The organism is Prochlorococcus marinus XMU1419, assembly GCF_017695955.1.
GTDB classification, from domain to species: Bacteria; Cyanobacteriota; Cyanobacteriia; order PCC-6307; family Cyanobiaceae; genus Prochlorococcus_A; species Prochlorococcus_A marinus_AD.
Window position 1 is genome coordinate 66,211 of record NZ_JAAORO010000003.1, and the last position, 13,470, is coordinate 79,680.

Annotated in this window: 17 protein-coding genes; 8 read left to right on the plus strand and 9 right to left on the minus strand. The window is 32.9% G+C overall.

Features of this window, described 5'->3' with window-relative positions; all coding sequences use genetic code 11:
• Positions 1-7: 7 nt before the first annotated feature.
• From cysS to HA151_RS06445, 3 genes are all read left to right on the plus strand, one after another.
• The gene (gene cysS, locus HA151_RS06435; RefSeq protein ID WP_209106664.1) at positions 8-1,477 is read left to right on the plus strand and encodes a cysteine--tRNA ligase; all 1,470 of its coding nucleotides are present in this window, start codon (positions 8-10) and stop codon (positions 1,475-1,477) included.
• 82 nt (positions 1,478-1,559) lie between these two features.
• On the plus strand, positions 1,560-2,789 hold the full coding sequence (locus HA151_RS06440) for a 1-deoxy-D-xylulose-5-phosphate reductoisomerase (protein ID WP_209106665.1): 1,230 nt from the start codon (positions 1,560-1,562) through the stop codon (positions 2,787-2,789).
• A gap of 2 nt (positions 2,790-2,791) precedes the next feature.
• On the plus strand, positions 2,792-3,136 hold the full coding sequence (locus HA151_RS06445; protein ID WP_209106666.1) for a (2Fe-2S) ferredoxin domain-containing protein: 345 nt from the start codon (positions 2,792-2,794) through the stop codon (positions 3,134-3,136).
• Here HA151_RS06445 and HA151_RS06450 read toward each other — a convergent pair.
• The 4 genes from HA151_RS06450 to HA151_RS06465 are packed head-to-tail and all read right to left on the minus strand — an operon-like array spanning position 3,123 to position 7,073.
• Complete coding sequence (locus HA151_RS06450; RefSeq protein WP_209106667.1) at positions 3,123-4,208, minus strand: alpha/beta fold hydrolase; 1,086 nt, start codon at positions 4,206-4,208, stop codon at positions 3,123-3,125. The two genes, HA151_RS06445 and HA151_RS06450, sit on opposite strands and share 14 nt — an antisense overlap.
• Positions 4,189-5,628, minus strand: coding sequence for an NAD(P)(+) transhydrogenase (Re/Si-specific) subunit beta (locus HA151_RS06455; protein WP_209106668.1), 1,440 nt, complete (start codon positions 5,626-5,628; stop codon positions 4,189-4,191). Before HA151_RS06455 ends, HA151_RS06450 begins: the two co-directional genes overlap by 20 nt.
• Positions 5,629-5,636: 8 nt before the next feature.
• Positions 5,637-5,930, minus strand: coding sequence for an NAD(P) transhydrogenase subunit alpha (locus HA151_RS06460; protein WP_209106669.1), 294 nt, complete (start codon positions 5,928-5,930; stop codon positions 5,637-5,639).
• Between the two features lie 12 nt (positions 5,931-5,942).
• The gene (locus HA151_RS06465; RefSeq protein ID WP_209106670.1) at positions 5,943-7,073 is read right to left on the minus strand and encodes a Re/Si-specific NAD(P)(+) transhydrogenase subunit alpha; all 1,131 of its coding nucleotides are present in this window, start codon (positions 7,071-7,073) and stop codon (positions 5,943-5,945) included.
• Between the two features lie 127 nt (positions 7,074-7,200).
• Between HA151_RS06465 and HA151_RS06470 the strand changes: the two genes are divergently transcribed.
• The 3 genes from HA151_RS06470 (at position 7,201) to trxB (ending at position 9,614) form a co-directional block, all read left to right on the plus strand.
• The gene (locus tag HA151_RS06470) at positions 7,201-7,779 is read left to right on the plus strand and encodes an EF-1 guanine nucleotide exchange domain-containing protein (RefSeq protein ID WP_209106671.1); all 579 of its coding nucleotides are present in this window, start codon (positions 7,201-7,203) and stop codon (positions 7,777-7,779) included.
• A gap of 154 nt (positions 7,780-7,933) precedes the next feature.
• Positions 7,934-8,158 carry a hypothetical protein gene (locus tag HA151_RS06475; RefSeq protein WP_209106672.1) on the plus strand — a complete coding sequence of 75 codons (225 nt, stop codon included), beginning with the start codon at positions 7,934-7,936 and terminating at the stop codon, positions 8,156-8,158.
• 79 nt (positions 8,159-8,237) lie between these two features.
• Positions 8,238-9,614: a thioredoxin-disulfide reductase gene (trxB, locus tag HA151_RS06480; RefSeq protein ID WP_209106673.1), complete on the plus strand. Its 1,377-nt coding sequence runs from the start codon at positions 8,238-8,240 to the stop codon at positions 9,612-9,614.
• Between the two features lie 9 nt (positions 9,615-9,623).
• Here the strand turns inward: trxB and infA are convergent, their stop codons facing one another.
• The 4 genes from infA to petM all read right to left on the minus strand — a co-directional run bounded on the left by infA (position 9,624) and on the right by petM (position 11,370).
• The gene (gene infA / locus HA151_RS06485) at positions 9,624-9,890 is read right to left on the minus strand and encodes a translation initiation factor IF-1 (RefSeq protein ID WP_025928595.1); all 267 of its coding nucleotides are present in this window, start codon (positions 9,888-9,890) and stop codon (positions 9,624-9,626) included.
• A 92-nt stretch (positions 9,891-9,982) separates the two neighbouring features.
• Positions 9,983-10,195: a hypothetical protein gene (locus HA151_RS06490; protein WP_209106674.1), complete on the minus strand. Its 213-nt coding sequence runs from the start codon at positions 10,193-10,195 to the stop codon at positions 9,983-9,985.
• 56 nt (positions 10,196-10,251) lie between these two features.
• Positions 10,252-11,214: an NAD(P)H-binding protein gene (locus tag HA151_RS06495; RefSeq protein WP_209106675.1), complete on the minus strand. Its 963-nt coding sequence runs from the start codon at positions 11,212-11,214 to the stop codon at positions 10,252-10,254.
• A 57-nt stretch (positions 11,215-11,271) separates the two neighbouring features.
• Positions 11,272-11,370 (minus strand): cytochrome b6-f complex subunit PetM, encoded by a 99-nt coding sequence (gene petM, locus HA151_RS06500; protein ID WP_011132786.1) that lies wholly within the window; start codon positions 11,368-11,370, stop codon positions 11,272-11,274.
• Positions 11,371-11,463: 93 nt separating this feature from the next.
• Between petM and HA151_RS06505 the strand changes: the two genes are divergently transcribed.
• Together HA151_RS06505 and ilvN are read left to right on the plus strand one after the other, a co-directional pair.
• Positions 11,464-12,411: an alpha/beta fold hydrolase gene (locus HA151_RS06505; RefSeq protein ID WP_209106676.1), complete on the plus strand. Its 948-nt coding sequence runs from the start codon at positions 11,464-11,466 to the stop codon at positions 12,409-12,411.
• A gap of 3 nt (positions 12,412-12,414) precedes the next feature.
• On the plus strand, positions 12,415-12,939 hold the full coding sequence (gene ilvN, locus HA151_RS06510) for an acetolactate synthase small subunit (protein WP_209106677.1): 525 nt from the start codon (positions 12,415-12,417) through the stop codon (positions 12,937-12,939).
• On the opposite strand, the gene HA151_RS06515 is transcribed toward ilvN, so the two are convergent.
• Positions 12,936-13,442 (minus strand): peptidylprolyl isomerase, encoded by a 507-nt coding sequence (locus HA151_RS06515; RefSeq protein WP_348535622.1) that lies wholly within the window; start codon positions 13,440-13,442, stop codon positions 12,936-12,938. The genes ilvN and HA151_RS06515 overlap by 4 nt on opposite strands.
• Positions 13,443-13,470 lie beyond the last annotated feature (28 nt).

Consider the following 13,470-nt stretch of genomic DNA (forward strand, 5'->3'; position numbering starts at 1 on the left):
ATTTAAGATGATCAAACTTTTTAATACTTTAAGCAGTAGAGTTGAGGTTTTTAAGCCTATTGATGATGTAGTAAAAATTTATTGTTGTGGCGTAACTGTTTATGATTTATGTCATCTTGGTCATGCCAGAAGTTATATAGCTTGGGATGTATTGAGAAGATTTTTAATTTACAGTGATTACAAAGTGAAGTACGTCCAAAATTTTACAGATATTGATGACAAAATCTTAAAAAGAGCTAAAGAAGAAAGCAGTTCAATGAAGGAAGTATCTGAAAAAAATATTATTGAATTTCATAAAGATATGGATTCTTTAGGAATAATGCGTCCTGATAGTATGCCAAGAGCAACGAATCATATATGCAATATCTGCTCCTTCATAAGAATCCTGGAGGTCAAAGGTTATGCATATTCTAGGGATGGAGATGTTTATTATTCTGTTTTTAAAAATAAAAATTATGGAAAGCTAAGTAATCAAAAAATACAAGAACAAAATATCAATCAGCAAGGAAGAATGGCTAATGATGAAAATAGTAAAAAACTTAATCCGCAAGATTTTGCACTATGGAAAAAAGCCAAAGATGATGAACCGTTTTTTGATTCTCCATGGGGTAAAGGTAGGCCAGGATGGCATATTGAATGTTCGGCGATGGTTAAAGATGAATTAGGAGATACTATTGATATACATTTAGGTGGTTCTGATTTAATTTTTCCACATCATGAGAATGAAATCGCCCAATCAGAGGCAGCCAATGGCAAAAAGCTAGCGAACTATTGGTTACACAATGGGATGGTCAATGTAAATGGACAAAAGATGAGTAAATCACTTAAAAATTTTAAAACTATTAGAGAGCTAATTAAGTCAGGTATAAGCCCTATGACTTTGCGATATTTTGTTATGACTGTGAATTATAGAAAACCACTTGATTTTACAGAAGAAGCTTTAAGGAGTGCTTCAGAAGCTTGGAAAAACATTAATGCAGCCCTTTCCTTTATGGACCTTACAAAAGGTGCTTTTAGATCTATTGATAAAAACGAATCTATCGAAGAAGAATATAAAGAGAAAATAAGGTTTGAATTATCTCAAAAAAAGCTTAAATTTTCTGAAGCTCTGGGAAACGACCTTAATACCGCAGGTGCTATTGCAATTATTTACGATTTAGCAAAACCATTAAAAAACTTTTTAAACCAATTTCAAAGGATCGAAGGTTTTAAAATAGACCTAAACGAAAAGTTCTTTCTACTTGAGAATTTTAAAACTCTTGAAAAGTTAACTGAGGTACTTGGTCTTAAAAAAGAGGTTTTAGTAAAAGAAAGTGAAATAACAGAAGAAGAAATATCATCATTTATTAATGAAAGATTGAAAGCAAAAAAAGAAAGGAATTATGCAAAGGCCGATGAAATTAGGAATTTGTTAAAAGAAAAAGGTATTGAACTTATTGATCAATCAAAGGAAATAACAACGTGGATAAAGGTCTAAATTTTAAGAAAAAAACCAATTTGAAATTTTTGTTTTTTAAATACACCTTTAAATGGGAAGATATTAGAAATATCAGAGAAAATTGAAATACATTACTGTGCTCGGTTCTACTGGTTCAATAGGGACTCAAACCCTAGAAATAACTAGTGAGCAGCCTGATAAGTTTAAAGCCGTAGCTCTTTCGGCAGGAAGAAATATTAATTTATTAACTAAACAAGTGAAAACACATAAACCAGAAGTAGTTGCAATTGAGGACGAAAACCTTATAGAAGATTTAAAAGATAATATTAAAAACTTAAATTTGGATAGTGCTCCCTTGGTTTTAGGTGGAAAGGAGGGCATTAACGCAGTTGCAGCATGGGATAAAGCAGATACTGTAGTTACCGGGATAGTAGGCTGTGCAGGCTTAATCCCAACAATGTCAGCAATTAATGCGGGGAAAAATATTGCACTTGCTAATAAAGAAACTTTAATTGCGGCAGGGCCAATTGTTATTCCTGCATTAAAGAAAAATAATAGTAGGCTTTTACCTGCTGATTCAGAACACTCTGCTATCTTTCAATGTTTACAAGGATTACCTAATTATGAAAATGCAGATTTTTCAACAGGAGAGATCCCTAAGGGTTTAAAAGCTATACATTTAACAGCTTCTGGGGGTGCTTTCAGAGATTGGGCCGTTGAGGATTTAAAAAATGTCACAGTGGAAGATGCGACTTCACATCCTAATTGGGATATGGGAAAAAAAATAACTGTAGACTCTGCAACTCTTATGAATAAAGGATTAGAAGTTATAGAAGCTCATTATTTATTTGGGACCTCTTACGAAAATATAGAAATAGTTATCCACCCTCAAAGTATTATTCATTCAATGATTGAGATGGAAGATTCTTCAGTATTAGCTCAATTAGGTTGGCCAGATATGAAGCTACCTATTTTATATGCGATGAGTTGGCCTGAAAGATTTAAAACAAATTGGAAAAGATTAAACCTAAGTGAAATTGGAAAATTAACTTTTAAAGAGCCAGACAAGTTTAAATATCCATGCATGGGACTTGCCTATGCTGCAGGAAAATCTTCAGGGACTATGCCTGCAGTCTTAAATGCTGCTAATGAAATTGCTGTTGAACAATTCCTTAAAGAAAAAATTTCTTTTCAAGAAATTCCAACATTTATAAGTAAAGCTTGTGAATCACATATGGAGAATTTGAATTTGAGTCCCGAATTGGAGGATATTCTTGAAGTAGACAATTGGGCCAGACTTTTTGTTAAGCAAGAAATTAAAAAAGGGAAAAAATACGTAAGTATTGGATAAAAGTGAATATTACAAAGCATCTTCTACTATGCGCAACACCCACAAAACAGAAATGCTTTAAAGGCAATGAAGGTCAAAAAACATGGGAATGTCTCAAAAAGACTTTAAAAAAATTTGAGAATGATCCCTCAACAAAAAACGTTCATATAATGAGATCAAAAGCTGACTGTTTAAGGATATGTAAAAACGGCCCAATTCTTCTTGTCTGGCCTGATGGTATTTGGTACGAGAAAGTTTCTCCAGAAAAAATTTCAGAAATTTTTACTTCACATATTATTAACGACAAACCAATAGAAAAATGGATTTTTAAAAAAACACCATTTTTAAATAGTCCTAAATACTTATAAACCAGTTCTTTACGACTTCGTCTGACCAGCAGCCATTAATCGAGTGAAAACCATTATGACCTCCTTTTTCAGTTATAAGAATAGTAAATTTATCAATAAGTTCTTTTCTTAAATTCAAAGTATCCTTATATGGAACCCAAGGATCATCCTTGGCATGAATAAAAAGAATTTTAGGTAATTTTTTTATTGAGTTTTGGACTCTAAATATTGGAGAAGCTTTAATATAATAATCTTCTAAAGAATTAAATCCCCAACTAGGAGCTGTAAATTTCTGATCGAATTCCCTTATACTTTTTAAACCTCTAATTTTTTTTCTTAATTTCTCGTTATTTAGAAGTTTTCCTTCATCATTAAATCCGTCCCATAACTGATTTTTTAAGCGGTGAAGTAACCATTTTTGGTAGATAGAATTTCTAGATTTTTCAATACAGAGACTGCATGATGATAAATCTAAAGGGCTACTCACGCAGGCAAGGCCATCTAAAAGTTTTTCTCCTTTGTCTTCATCGTAATCTAGGCAGGCATTTAAAAGAATTGTTCCCCCTAAAGATAATCCAACTCCGTAGATTGGAAGATTATTCATCTTAATGAGATCTTTAAATTCTAAATTAATGAATTTTTTAAAATAATTAATTGCTGAAATAACATCACTGGAGCATCTAGCACAATAATTTCCTTTAGCCAAATATCTCGCAGATCCAGATCCTCTTAGATTTAATTTAAGAACTCCAAAACCATTATTTGCTAATTTCCTAGAGATTCTTCTTAAACCAAACCGTTTAGTTGAGCCCCCTAAACCATGCGTAACGATTATAAAACCCCTAAGTGAGTCTAAGTTTTCAGGTAATTCTAAAAAACCTAAAAGATAATCACATTCAAATTTTTTAGAAAGAATTTTATTAATCGGAAAGAATATTTTTTTATTTTTTTTTGATTTACTAAAATCAATAACAAAAGTATCTCTCAAAGTTTGTAAGTCGCCACCCATCCAAGGTAAAACTTCTCGAAATGGCTTATTTTTTAAGTAATCTGAAAAACTAAAAGATATACTATTATTTCTCTCCAACCCCAAGATCCTTTAATTCTCCAATCAAATCATTCAGTACCTTTTTTGCATCACCAAAGACCATTGAGGTATTTGGTAAATCAAATAAATCATTTTTTATTCCCGAGTAACCTGCACTCATACCACGTTTAATTACAAATACCGTTCTTGCTTCCTGCACATCAAGAACTGGCATGCCATATAAAGGAGAAGAGCTATCATTTTTAGCTTGAGGATTAACCACATCATTTGCTCCTAAAACTAAAACAACATCCGTTGCTGGAAAATCAGGATTTACAACGTCCATCTCTTTAAGTTGTTCGTAAGGAACATCTGCTTCTGCTAAAAGGACATTCATATGTCCAGGCATCCTACCTGCTACAGGATGAATTGCGTAAACAACTTCAATACCGTTTTGCTCTAGTTTTTTTGTCACTTCCCTTAAAGTATGTTGAGCTTGAGCTACAGCTAGACCATAACCAGGAACAATAATTACCTTGTTGGCTGCCTCTAAAGTCAATGCACATTCTTCAACACTGCAAGAAGTTATATTTGTATATTCTCCTGAACCAGAAGAGGCTGTACTTTGTGCAGATAAAGATCCTCCAAAAAGAACTGAGACCAATGATCTATTCATACCCTTGCACATTACTTGAGTAAGTATTAGACCTGCAGCTCCAACCATTGCGCCTGCTACTATCAAAAGCTGACTATCTACAACAAAACCTGCTGCTGCTGCTGCAATCCCTGAATAGCTATTTAATAAAGATATAACGACTGGCATATCAGCTCCACCAATTGGTAAAGTAACTCCAATACCTAATAAAGAAGAAACAATAACTAAAAGCCAAATAGAACTTGTATTGCCGTTTATCAAATCAAAAAAGGCTATCAACGAAGCGACTGCAAAAACAATATTTACAAAATGTCTAACTTTGCTCTGAGTCCATCCTGGAGTTGACAACCAACCCTGTAACTTTGCCATCGCCACAATTGAACCTGTGAAAGTTATGGCACCAACAAATATAGAAACAGATATTGAAACTTCGTTAATCAGTGACTTAAAAAAATCAAAATTTTCTTGGCCACCAGATATAGGAAAAATAGCTACTCCTAAGGCCACCAAAAGTGATGACATTCCTCCACAACCATTGAACAATGCCACTGTTTCAGGCATGGAGGTCATAGGTACTTTTTTTGCAAGAATTGCTCCGAATAAACTACCTAAGATTGATCCAATTATTATCCAAATCCAAGACTGAATAGCAATTCCAGAAGTGCCTAAGTAATAAGAAAGTAATCCTACTACTGATAGCGACATTGCAAATGCAGCTAATCTATTAGCATCCCTTGCTGATTTTACTTTTGACAATCCTTTTATTCCCAAAGCCAGTAAAAGTACTGCTAGAAGGTCAATAACGAATTTAATGATTACAGGTAGATTCATGTTAAAAATTACTTCTTATTTGATTGTTTACGACTAAACATCGCGAGCATTCGATCAGTCACAAAGAAACCGCCTACAACATTGAAAAGAGCAAATCCAAGAGAAACTGAACCAATTATTAAAAGTGGTACGTTACCTTCTGCTTTTACAATTAAAGTCAAGGCTGCAAGCATCGTTATTCCTGAAATTGCATTTGCTCCACTCATTAGAGGTGTATGAAGAGTAGGAGGAACTTTTCCAATTAACTCGAGACCTAATAAACTACCTAGTAAAAGAACCCAAAGAAGACTTATAAAAGACATAATTTTAAAACCTCAATTTTCAAAAACTTTATTTTGAAGAACAACTCCTTGATCGCTTAATAAACATCCAGAAATTAGTTCATCCTCTTTATCTAATTTAATTACACCATCTTTTATAAATGGTGTAATCAAAGATGTTAAGTTCTTAGCATAAAGTGAACTTGCATCATAAGGAACTGAAGAGGGTAATTCGCCCGCTCCTATAAGTTTTACCCCATCTTTGATAATAGTTTCATTTGATTTTGTTCCTTCGCAGTTCCCTCCCTGAGAAACTGCTAAATCAATAACTACTGCTCCAGGCCTCATTTTTTCAATCATGGGTGAGTCTATTAAAACAGGGGCCTTTTTACCTAGAACTTGCGCAGTACATATAGCAACATCAGCTTCAGATAAATATTTAGTTAAAGTCGCCTTCTGTTTTGAGAGGAATTCGGGTGTTACAGCTTTTGCATAACCTCCTGCCTCTGCTGGCTTTTCCTCAACTTCAGGAAGTTCTATAAATCTTGCTCCGAGGGACTCTACTTGTTCTTTAACAGCAGGTCTAATATCAGATACAAATACTATTGCTCCAAGTCTTTTCGCCGTCGCAACTGCCTGTAATCCTGCAACACCTCCACCAAGAACCACTACTTTTGCGGGTTGGACTGTCCCTGCTGCAGTCATAAGCATTGGGAAATATCTATCTAACTCACTTGCAGCCAAAAGAACTGCTTTATATCCAGCAATATTGGCCTGTGAAGAAAGAACATCAGAAGATTGAGCTCTACTAATCCTCGGAAGCAACTCTAGTGATAAAGCTGAAATCTTATTACTATTTATAATCCTAAGAAGCTCCTTGTTACCATATGGGTTAAGAAGACCAAGAAGAACAGCGCCTTTCTTCAACTTAATTAAATTATCCTCTGATGGAGTTTGAACACAAAATATTAAGTCAGCTTCACCCCAAATTTTTTGATCTACGTTGTTTATTATTGTTCCGCCCGATTCTTCATATGATAAGTCACTAAATCCTGATAATTTTCCTGCTGAACTTTCAATATAAACATCACATCCAAGGCTTTTTAATTTCTTTACCGCTTCTGGTGTAGCTGAAACTCTCCTTTCACCAGAGCTTGTTTCGGAAGGAATAAGTATCTTTGTCAATTTATTTATTTTTTTAACATACTAAATATAAATTGAAGAAAGTCAAAAGTCTTGGATTTTTGTTAAAAATATATTTTCTTTTCTATAAAAAATAGCTATCTAGAATATATAAGTACTAATTAATCAAATGAGTATAAAAGCGATCGAATGTCCTGATGGAGTGTGCCACAGTCATCATGGTGGTCATGCTGTTCCAAGGCAAACTATGCAGAAAAATCTAGAAAAGCATGGTAAAGACTGGTGCGAGAAATTAGCAGAGAGAATTTATGAAATGTCAGTAGATACTTATTCACAGACAGTCATGCCCAGTCTACACTCGGCAGGTTGGCAGAGAAGACATTTAGATTGGGAATTTAAGCTGGCAGAAAATGATTCTGAACCAGATGAAGCTCTTGTTGAAGGAATTATTAATGCCACAGAAAGCTTTCTAAGGAGTAGTGAGGTTCATCGATTATTTATTCAAGAATTAGTTCAGGGTACATTCGAGGAAGCAAATGATAAAAAAATAATTTCTAAAGCTATAAAATCTATCATTGAAGAAGAAATTGTTAGTTCACTAAGAGAAAAGAAAGAAACTCTTTTAAAGAAAATTTCCGCAAAATTAATAACAGAAGAAAAAGTTAGCGAGGAACTTGCATTAAATTCAGCTAAAGAGGGTTTTGAGGAAGTTGAAAGGCTACTTGCAAATCACAGCGAAGCAGTATAACTCTATTTCTTTGTATTTTCTTTATAATTCCCCCAAAAATTAGCTCAAATATAAATTAAAGATTAAATTATTGTTTGGAAGTACAAAGTTGTAACTTATTAGACAATACACAGGCTCTTTGATGTGTTTATCTATATACAACTTAAATCTTTCAATGGACAATTTCATTAGAAAAAGGATCGACATAGCGACCTGTTGGGCAACCAATAGAATTTTAGCAATGGACACTTTAGAAAGGTATGAAGACAGTTATGCGATTGCAGAAGAATTTAGAGAGTGGATATTACATATTGGAGAAAAGAACGAAAATTTAAAAGATTCTGTTCTTAATTTCCCAACCGAATTAAAAAAGTTATTAGACCAAAAAGTCAACGATTAAATAATAAATCTACCGAGTGAAATCCGCCCTACATTATTTGGGTTTGTTTATTAGTATTAGTAGTGATATTAAAAAATAAATGGAAAATAAAGAAAATACCTCAAACGTAGAAAACGTTGTAATTATAGGTTCTGGCCCTGCTGGTTATACAGCGGCAATATATGCAGCAAGAGCAAATCTTCAACCTTTGCTCGTAACAGGATTTAATTCTGGTGGAATTCCTGGTGGGCAATTAATGACTACAACATTTGTTGAAAATTATCCAGGCTTCCCAGATGGTGTACTAGGTCCTGAGTTAATGGATCTAATGAAGGCTCAAGCAGAAAGATGGGGAACTAATTTATACGAAAGTGATGTTGTCTCAATAAATACTGATTCACATCCTTTTGAATTAAAGACTTTAGAAGGAACTATAAAATCTAACTCAATTATTATTGCAACTGGAGCAAGTGCAAATAGATTAGGCGTGATAAATGAAGATAAATTTTGGAGTAAAGGAATAAGTGCTTGTGCAATATGTGATGGAGCGACGCCGCAATTTAGAGATGAAGAATTAGCTGTTATTGGAGGAGGAGACTCTGCATGTGAAGAAGCAGCATATCTCACAAAGTATGGAAGCAAAGTACATTTGATTGTTAGGTCAGAAAAATTAAGGGCCAGCGCAGCAATGGTAGACAGAGTAAAAGCTAATCCAAAGATAGAAATTCATTGGAACACAAAAGTTGATAAAGCGGAAGGTTCTGAATGGCTTGAGAGAATAGAAACTATTCACTCTCAAGAAGGTAAAGGGGAAATCAATATTAAAGGTCTTTTTTACGCGATAGGGCACACACCAAATACGAAGTTCTTAGGCAACAAAATTGATTTAGATAATAAAGGATATATTGCTTGTAAATCAGGAAGACCAGAAACATCTATTGAAGGCATCTTCGCAGCAGGCGATGTTGTTGATTCTGAGTGGAGACAAGGAGTTACCGCTGCAGGAACTGGATGCATGGCAGCATTAGCTACCGAAAGGTGGTTAGCAGAGAAAAACTTGGCAAAAACTATAGTCAGAGAAACACCAGAACCAGAAAAAAAACTTAATTCATCAGATTTTAATGAAGAAGAAGTTAATGAAGATACTTTCGATTCAAATTCTGAATGGCAAAAAGGTAGTTATGCACTAAGGAAACTTTATCACGAGAGTAAAAAACCTATCTTAGTAATTTTTAGTTCCCCAAGCTGCGGCCCGTGTCATGTTTTAAAACCTCAGTTAAAAAGGGTAATCAAAGAACTTGATGGTGCAGTTCTTGGAGTTGAAATAGATATTGATAAAGATCAAGATATTGCAAAACAAGCTGGTATCAACGGCACACCAACAGTTCAACTTTTTAAAGAAAAATTATTAAAAAAACAATGGCAAGGTGTCAAACAAAGAAGTGAGTTTAAAGAAGCGATAAAAAATATTATCTAAATTAACTGTTTACTTATTATTCCTCTTAGGATTGTTTTTATTGGTTGTAGGTTTAGCACCACCTGCATTTCTTTCTCTATAAGTTATCCTCCCTCTAGAAAGATCATAAGGACTTATTTCAACTAAGACTTTGTCCCCAGCTAATAATTTAATTCTGAATTTAGTCAATTTACCTGCAGCTCTACATAAACATTGATGTCCTTCAGGTTGCTCTAAGGTAACCAAATAAAAACCATTTCCCTGCTCTTTTTCTATTACACCCGAAGTTTCAATCATTAATTAATCTTTTACTAAGTACATATTATCAGAAAAAGATTGGCCAAAATTGATTTAAAAAAAATTACATACGTAAAAATATGCAATTCAATTCAAATTGAAAATTTAATTTCATTAATTATTTGAAGTTGTCCATAGTAAAAATTTGCTTTCGCAATTTTTTCAGAATCTTCTAATTGATCAAAAAAAACAAACCCAAGGCTTTCCCATAATGAAGATCCGCAAACATTATTCAATTCATTTTTTGCTTCTTTTGCAAAATTATCTAGTTTTCGTTCAAGGTTTTTAAACTTAGAAACAGACATAGGTTGATAATATTTAATATAGTACAAATATACTATCTAATTCTAAAATTGCAATATTAAAAAGGTAATCTCTTTTTTTCTTCAATATTAAGATCTGCTTCCATTTCCCTTAATCTTTTAAGTATTTGTTGATAGTACTCCTTAATATAACTCTCTAGTGAGGTCATATCCTCTTTTTTAAGTTCCAATATTTCGTAAGTTTTGCTCATGTCAGCATCTAATGATTCTCCACTACTAGTTACTTCAGCGAAAGCTAATCTTTCAGCAACATTTAAAGAGTCTTGGAAAAAAGAAACTACTGTTTGAGTGACCTTAATCAGGAAGGGTGAAACCCTAAAAATTTTAGCTTTCTTTTCGCTAAATTTTTCACATAGAGATATTACTTCGTTTGAATCCCATGCTTTAGGACCAACTAATGGCAATGATGTTCTATGAGTTTTTGAATTATTAACTGATGAGACAATAACTTTTGCCATGTCTTGAGTATTCATGTATGCAATTTTAGTTGGAGTGCCACTCATCCAAACTGCTTGACTATCTAAAATTGGTATGGCAAATTGACCTATTATTCCTTGCATAAAAGCTGCACATTTGAAGATTGTATAGTCTAAATCGGACTTCTCAAGAAGTTTTTCAGTACAGTATTTAATATCCATTAATGGAACATTTCTGAATTTTTCTGTTAAAAGTATTGAAAGGAATATAACTCTTTTTACATTTAAAGATTCACATGCATTGAATAAGTTGACTTTCCCATCCCAATCAATTTGGTAAATACTCTTAGGATCATCTGGTTTACTGGTAGCAGCGTCAATAACAACTTCAATATCTTGCAATGCATATTCAATATCAGAAGAATTCAATAAATTACCTTTTGTCAGCTCACATCCCCATTCTTGAAGGAAAGAAGCTTTTCTTGGGTTTCTAACAAAGCATCTTACCTCGTGTCCATCTTCTACTGCTTGCTTTGCTATTTGTCTACCTAGTGTTCCTGTAGCTCCTACTAAAAGAATCTTCATATTTAAGATTTACTTAACCTGTAGAACATAACTCAATTTATTATGTATTCGTGAGAATCAATCCCCCTGAAACTTTAATAAAAGTGCACCACCAACCAATCCTATAGGTATGAGTATCCAAAAAACTGCTGCAATACTAAAAATTTCTTTAGCCATAATAAAATTCAATCATTATTATAATTTACATTCAATATACATTTTTTTGTTGAAAAAGTAGATAATGCAAATATCTTGAAAATTTTTGAACATATGGAAAATAATCAAAAAAAAGAAAATATTAACTTTACTAATTACTGGATTTGGAATGGTTTTAAAATTTGTTGGAATGCTGTAGGCGAAGAAAATGAAATTCCAATTATATTTCTCCATGGATTTGGTGCTAGTAGAAAACATTGGAGAAACAATTTAGGATATTTTGCGAAAAAGAATTATGCCGCATATTCATTAGATTTACTAGGATTTGGGGATTCAGATCAACCTGGTATAAGACAAATTGGAAAACTAAATAATGAGATTTGGTGTAATCAAGTTAGAGATTTTATTGCGCAGGTCATCAGACCAAAGAGTACTAAAAAAGTAATCCTAATTGGCAATTCTCTTGGATCATTAGTGGCTTTAACATGTGCTGTTTCATTAGAAGACCAGATTGCAACAGTTATTGCATCACCTTTACCAGATCAAATTCAAGAAAATAAAAAAACTAAAATAATAGATAAACCATTATTAAAAAATTTCAATGATAAATTCATAACTATATTTTTTATATTTTTCCCTCTAGAGATTATTTTATTTTTAATAACCAAACTAAGGGTTATTAGACTGGGTCTTAATTCTGCCTATTTTAAAAAAGACAACATTGATCGTGAACTAATAGATTTAGTAACGAAGCCAGTTTTAAGGAGGACTTCAGCAAGATCATTAAGAGCAATGTGTATTGGAATGTCTTCGAGAGATGAAAAGTTAAAAGCCTCCTACCTTTTAGGAAAACTTAGTGCTTCAAAAAAAGTTCCTTTTTTATTAATTTGGGGCGACAAGGATAATTTCATACCTTTGTTTCTTGGTAAAAAGATTGCAAATTTCTACAGATGGGTAAAATTAAAAATAGTATCCAACTCAGGGCATTGTATACATGATGAAGATCCTTCAGTATTCAATAAAATCTCATACGAATGGATTAGAGATTTAAAAACCTTTTAAAATATGAAACATACATTATCAGTTCTCGTTGAAGACGAATCTGGAGCTTTAAGTAGAATCTCAGGACTTTTTGCGAGAAGGGGCTTTAACATAGATAGCCTCGCTGTTGGTCCAGCAGAAACTAAAGGAATTTCAAGACTAACTATGGTAGTAGAAGGTGACGATGAAACTCTTCAACAGATGACTAAGCAACTCAATAAATTATTTAATGTTCTTGGAGTTGTGGATCTTACAAATATGGCAGCTGTTGAGAGGGAATTGATGTTACTAAAAGTTTCATCAAAGGAAGATACAAGAAGTAATATCTTAGATTTAGTTCAAATATTCCGTGCAAAAGTTGTTGATGTATCAGATATAGCCCTAACCCTAGAAGTGGTTGGGGATCCTGGGAAGTTAGTTGCTTTAGAGAAATTACTCGAACCTTATGGAATTCTTGAAATAGCGAGAACTGGCAAGGTGGCTCTTAAGCGCTCTTCAGGAGTTAATACAGAAATGTTAAAAATAAATAAATATTCTCTAGAAATTTAATTATGTATTTTTACTCCAATTATTAGATCTTCTTTCTTAATTTTTTCAAGTACATCAAAACCTTTTATAATTTTCCCAAAAATTGAATATCTACCGTCTAGTTCTGGTATTTTATCCGTTACAAAAAAAAATTCAGTAGATGAGGACTTATTCTTTCCACTTTTAACCATAGCAATTGAACCTTTCTCAAAGGTATAAATTAAGTTTTCTAATTCAAAAGGATTTTTTATTTGATAATTATATCTTGGTTTTTTTTCTTCTTTGAATTTAATCTCTAATGGTATTGATAAACTTCTCTTGTTCAAGGTTAGATTTCTTTCAGGATAAAATTTATTTTTCGGATTAATACCACCCATAATAAAACTTACTTGGGGGTAGTTGATGACTTTGTAAAATTTTTGATTTAAGTAAAATTTTTTTTCTATATTTTCCAGAAAGTTTGATACTGTTATTGGGTTATCTTTACCATATAACTTAACCTCAAGTTCACCTTTTGAAGTCACAAAAGATATCACTTTGTTATCTGCAATA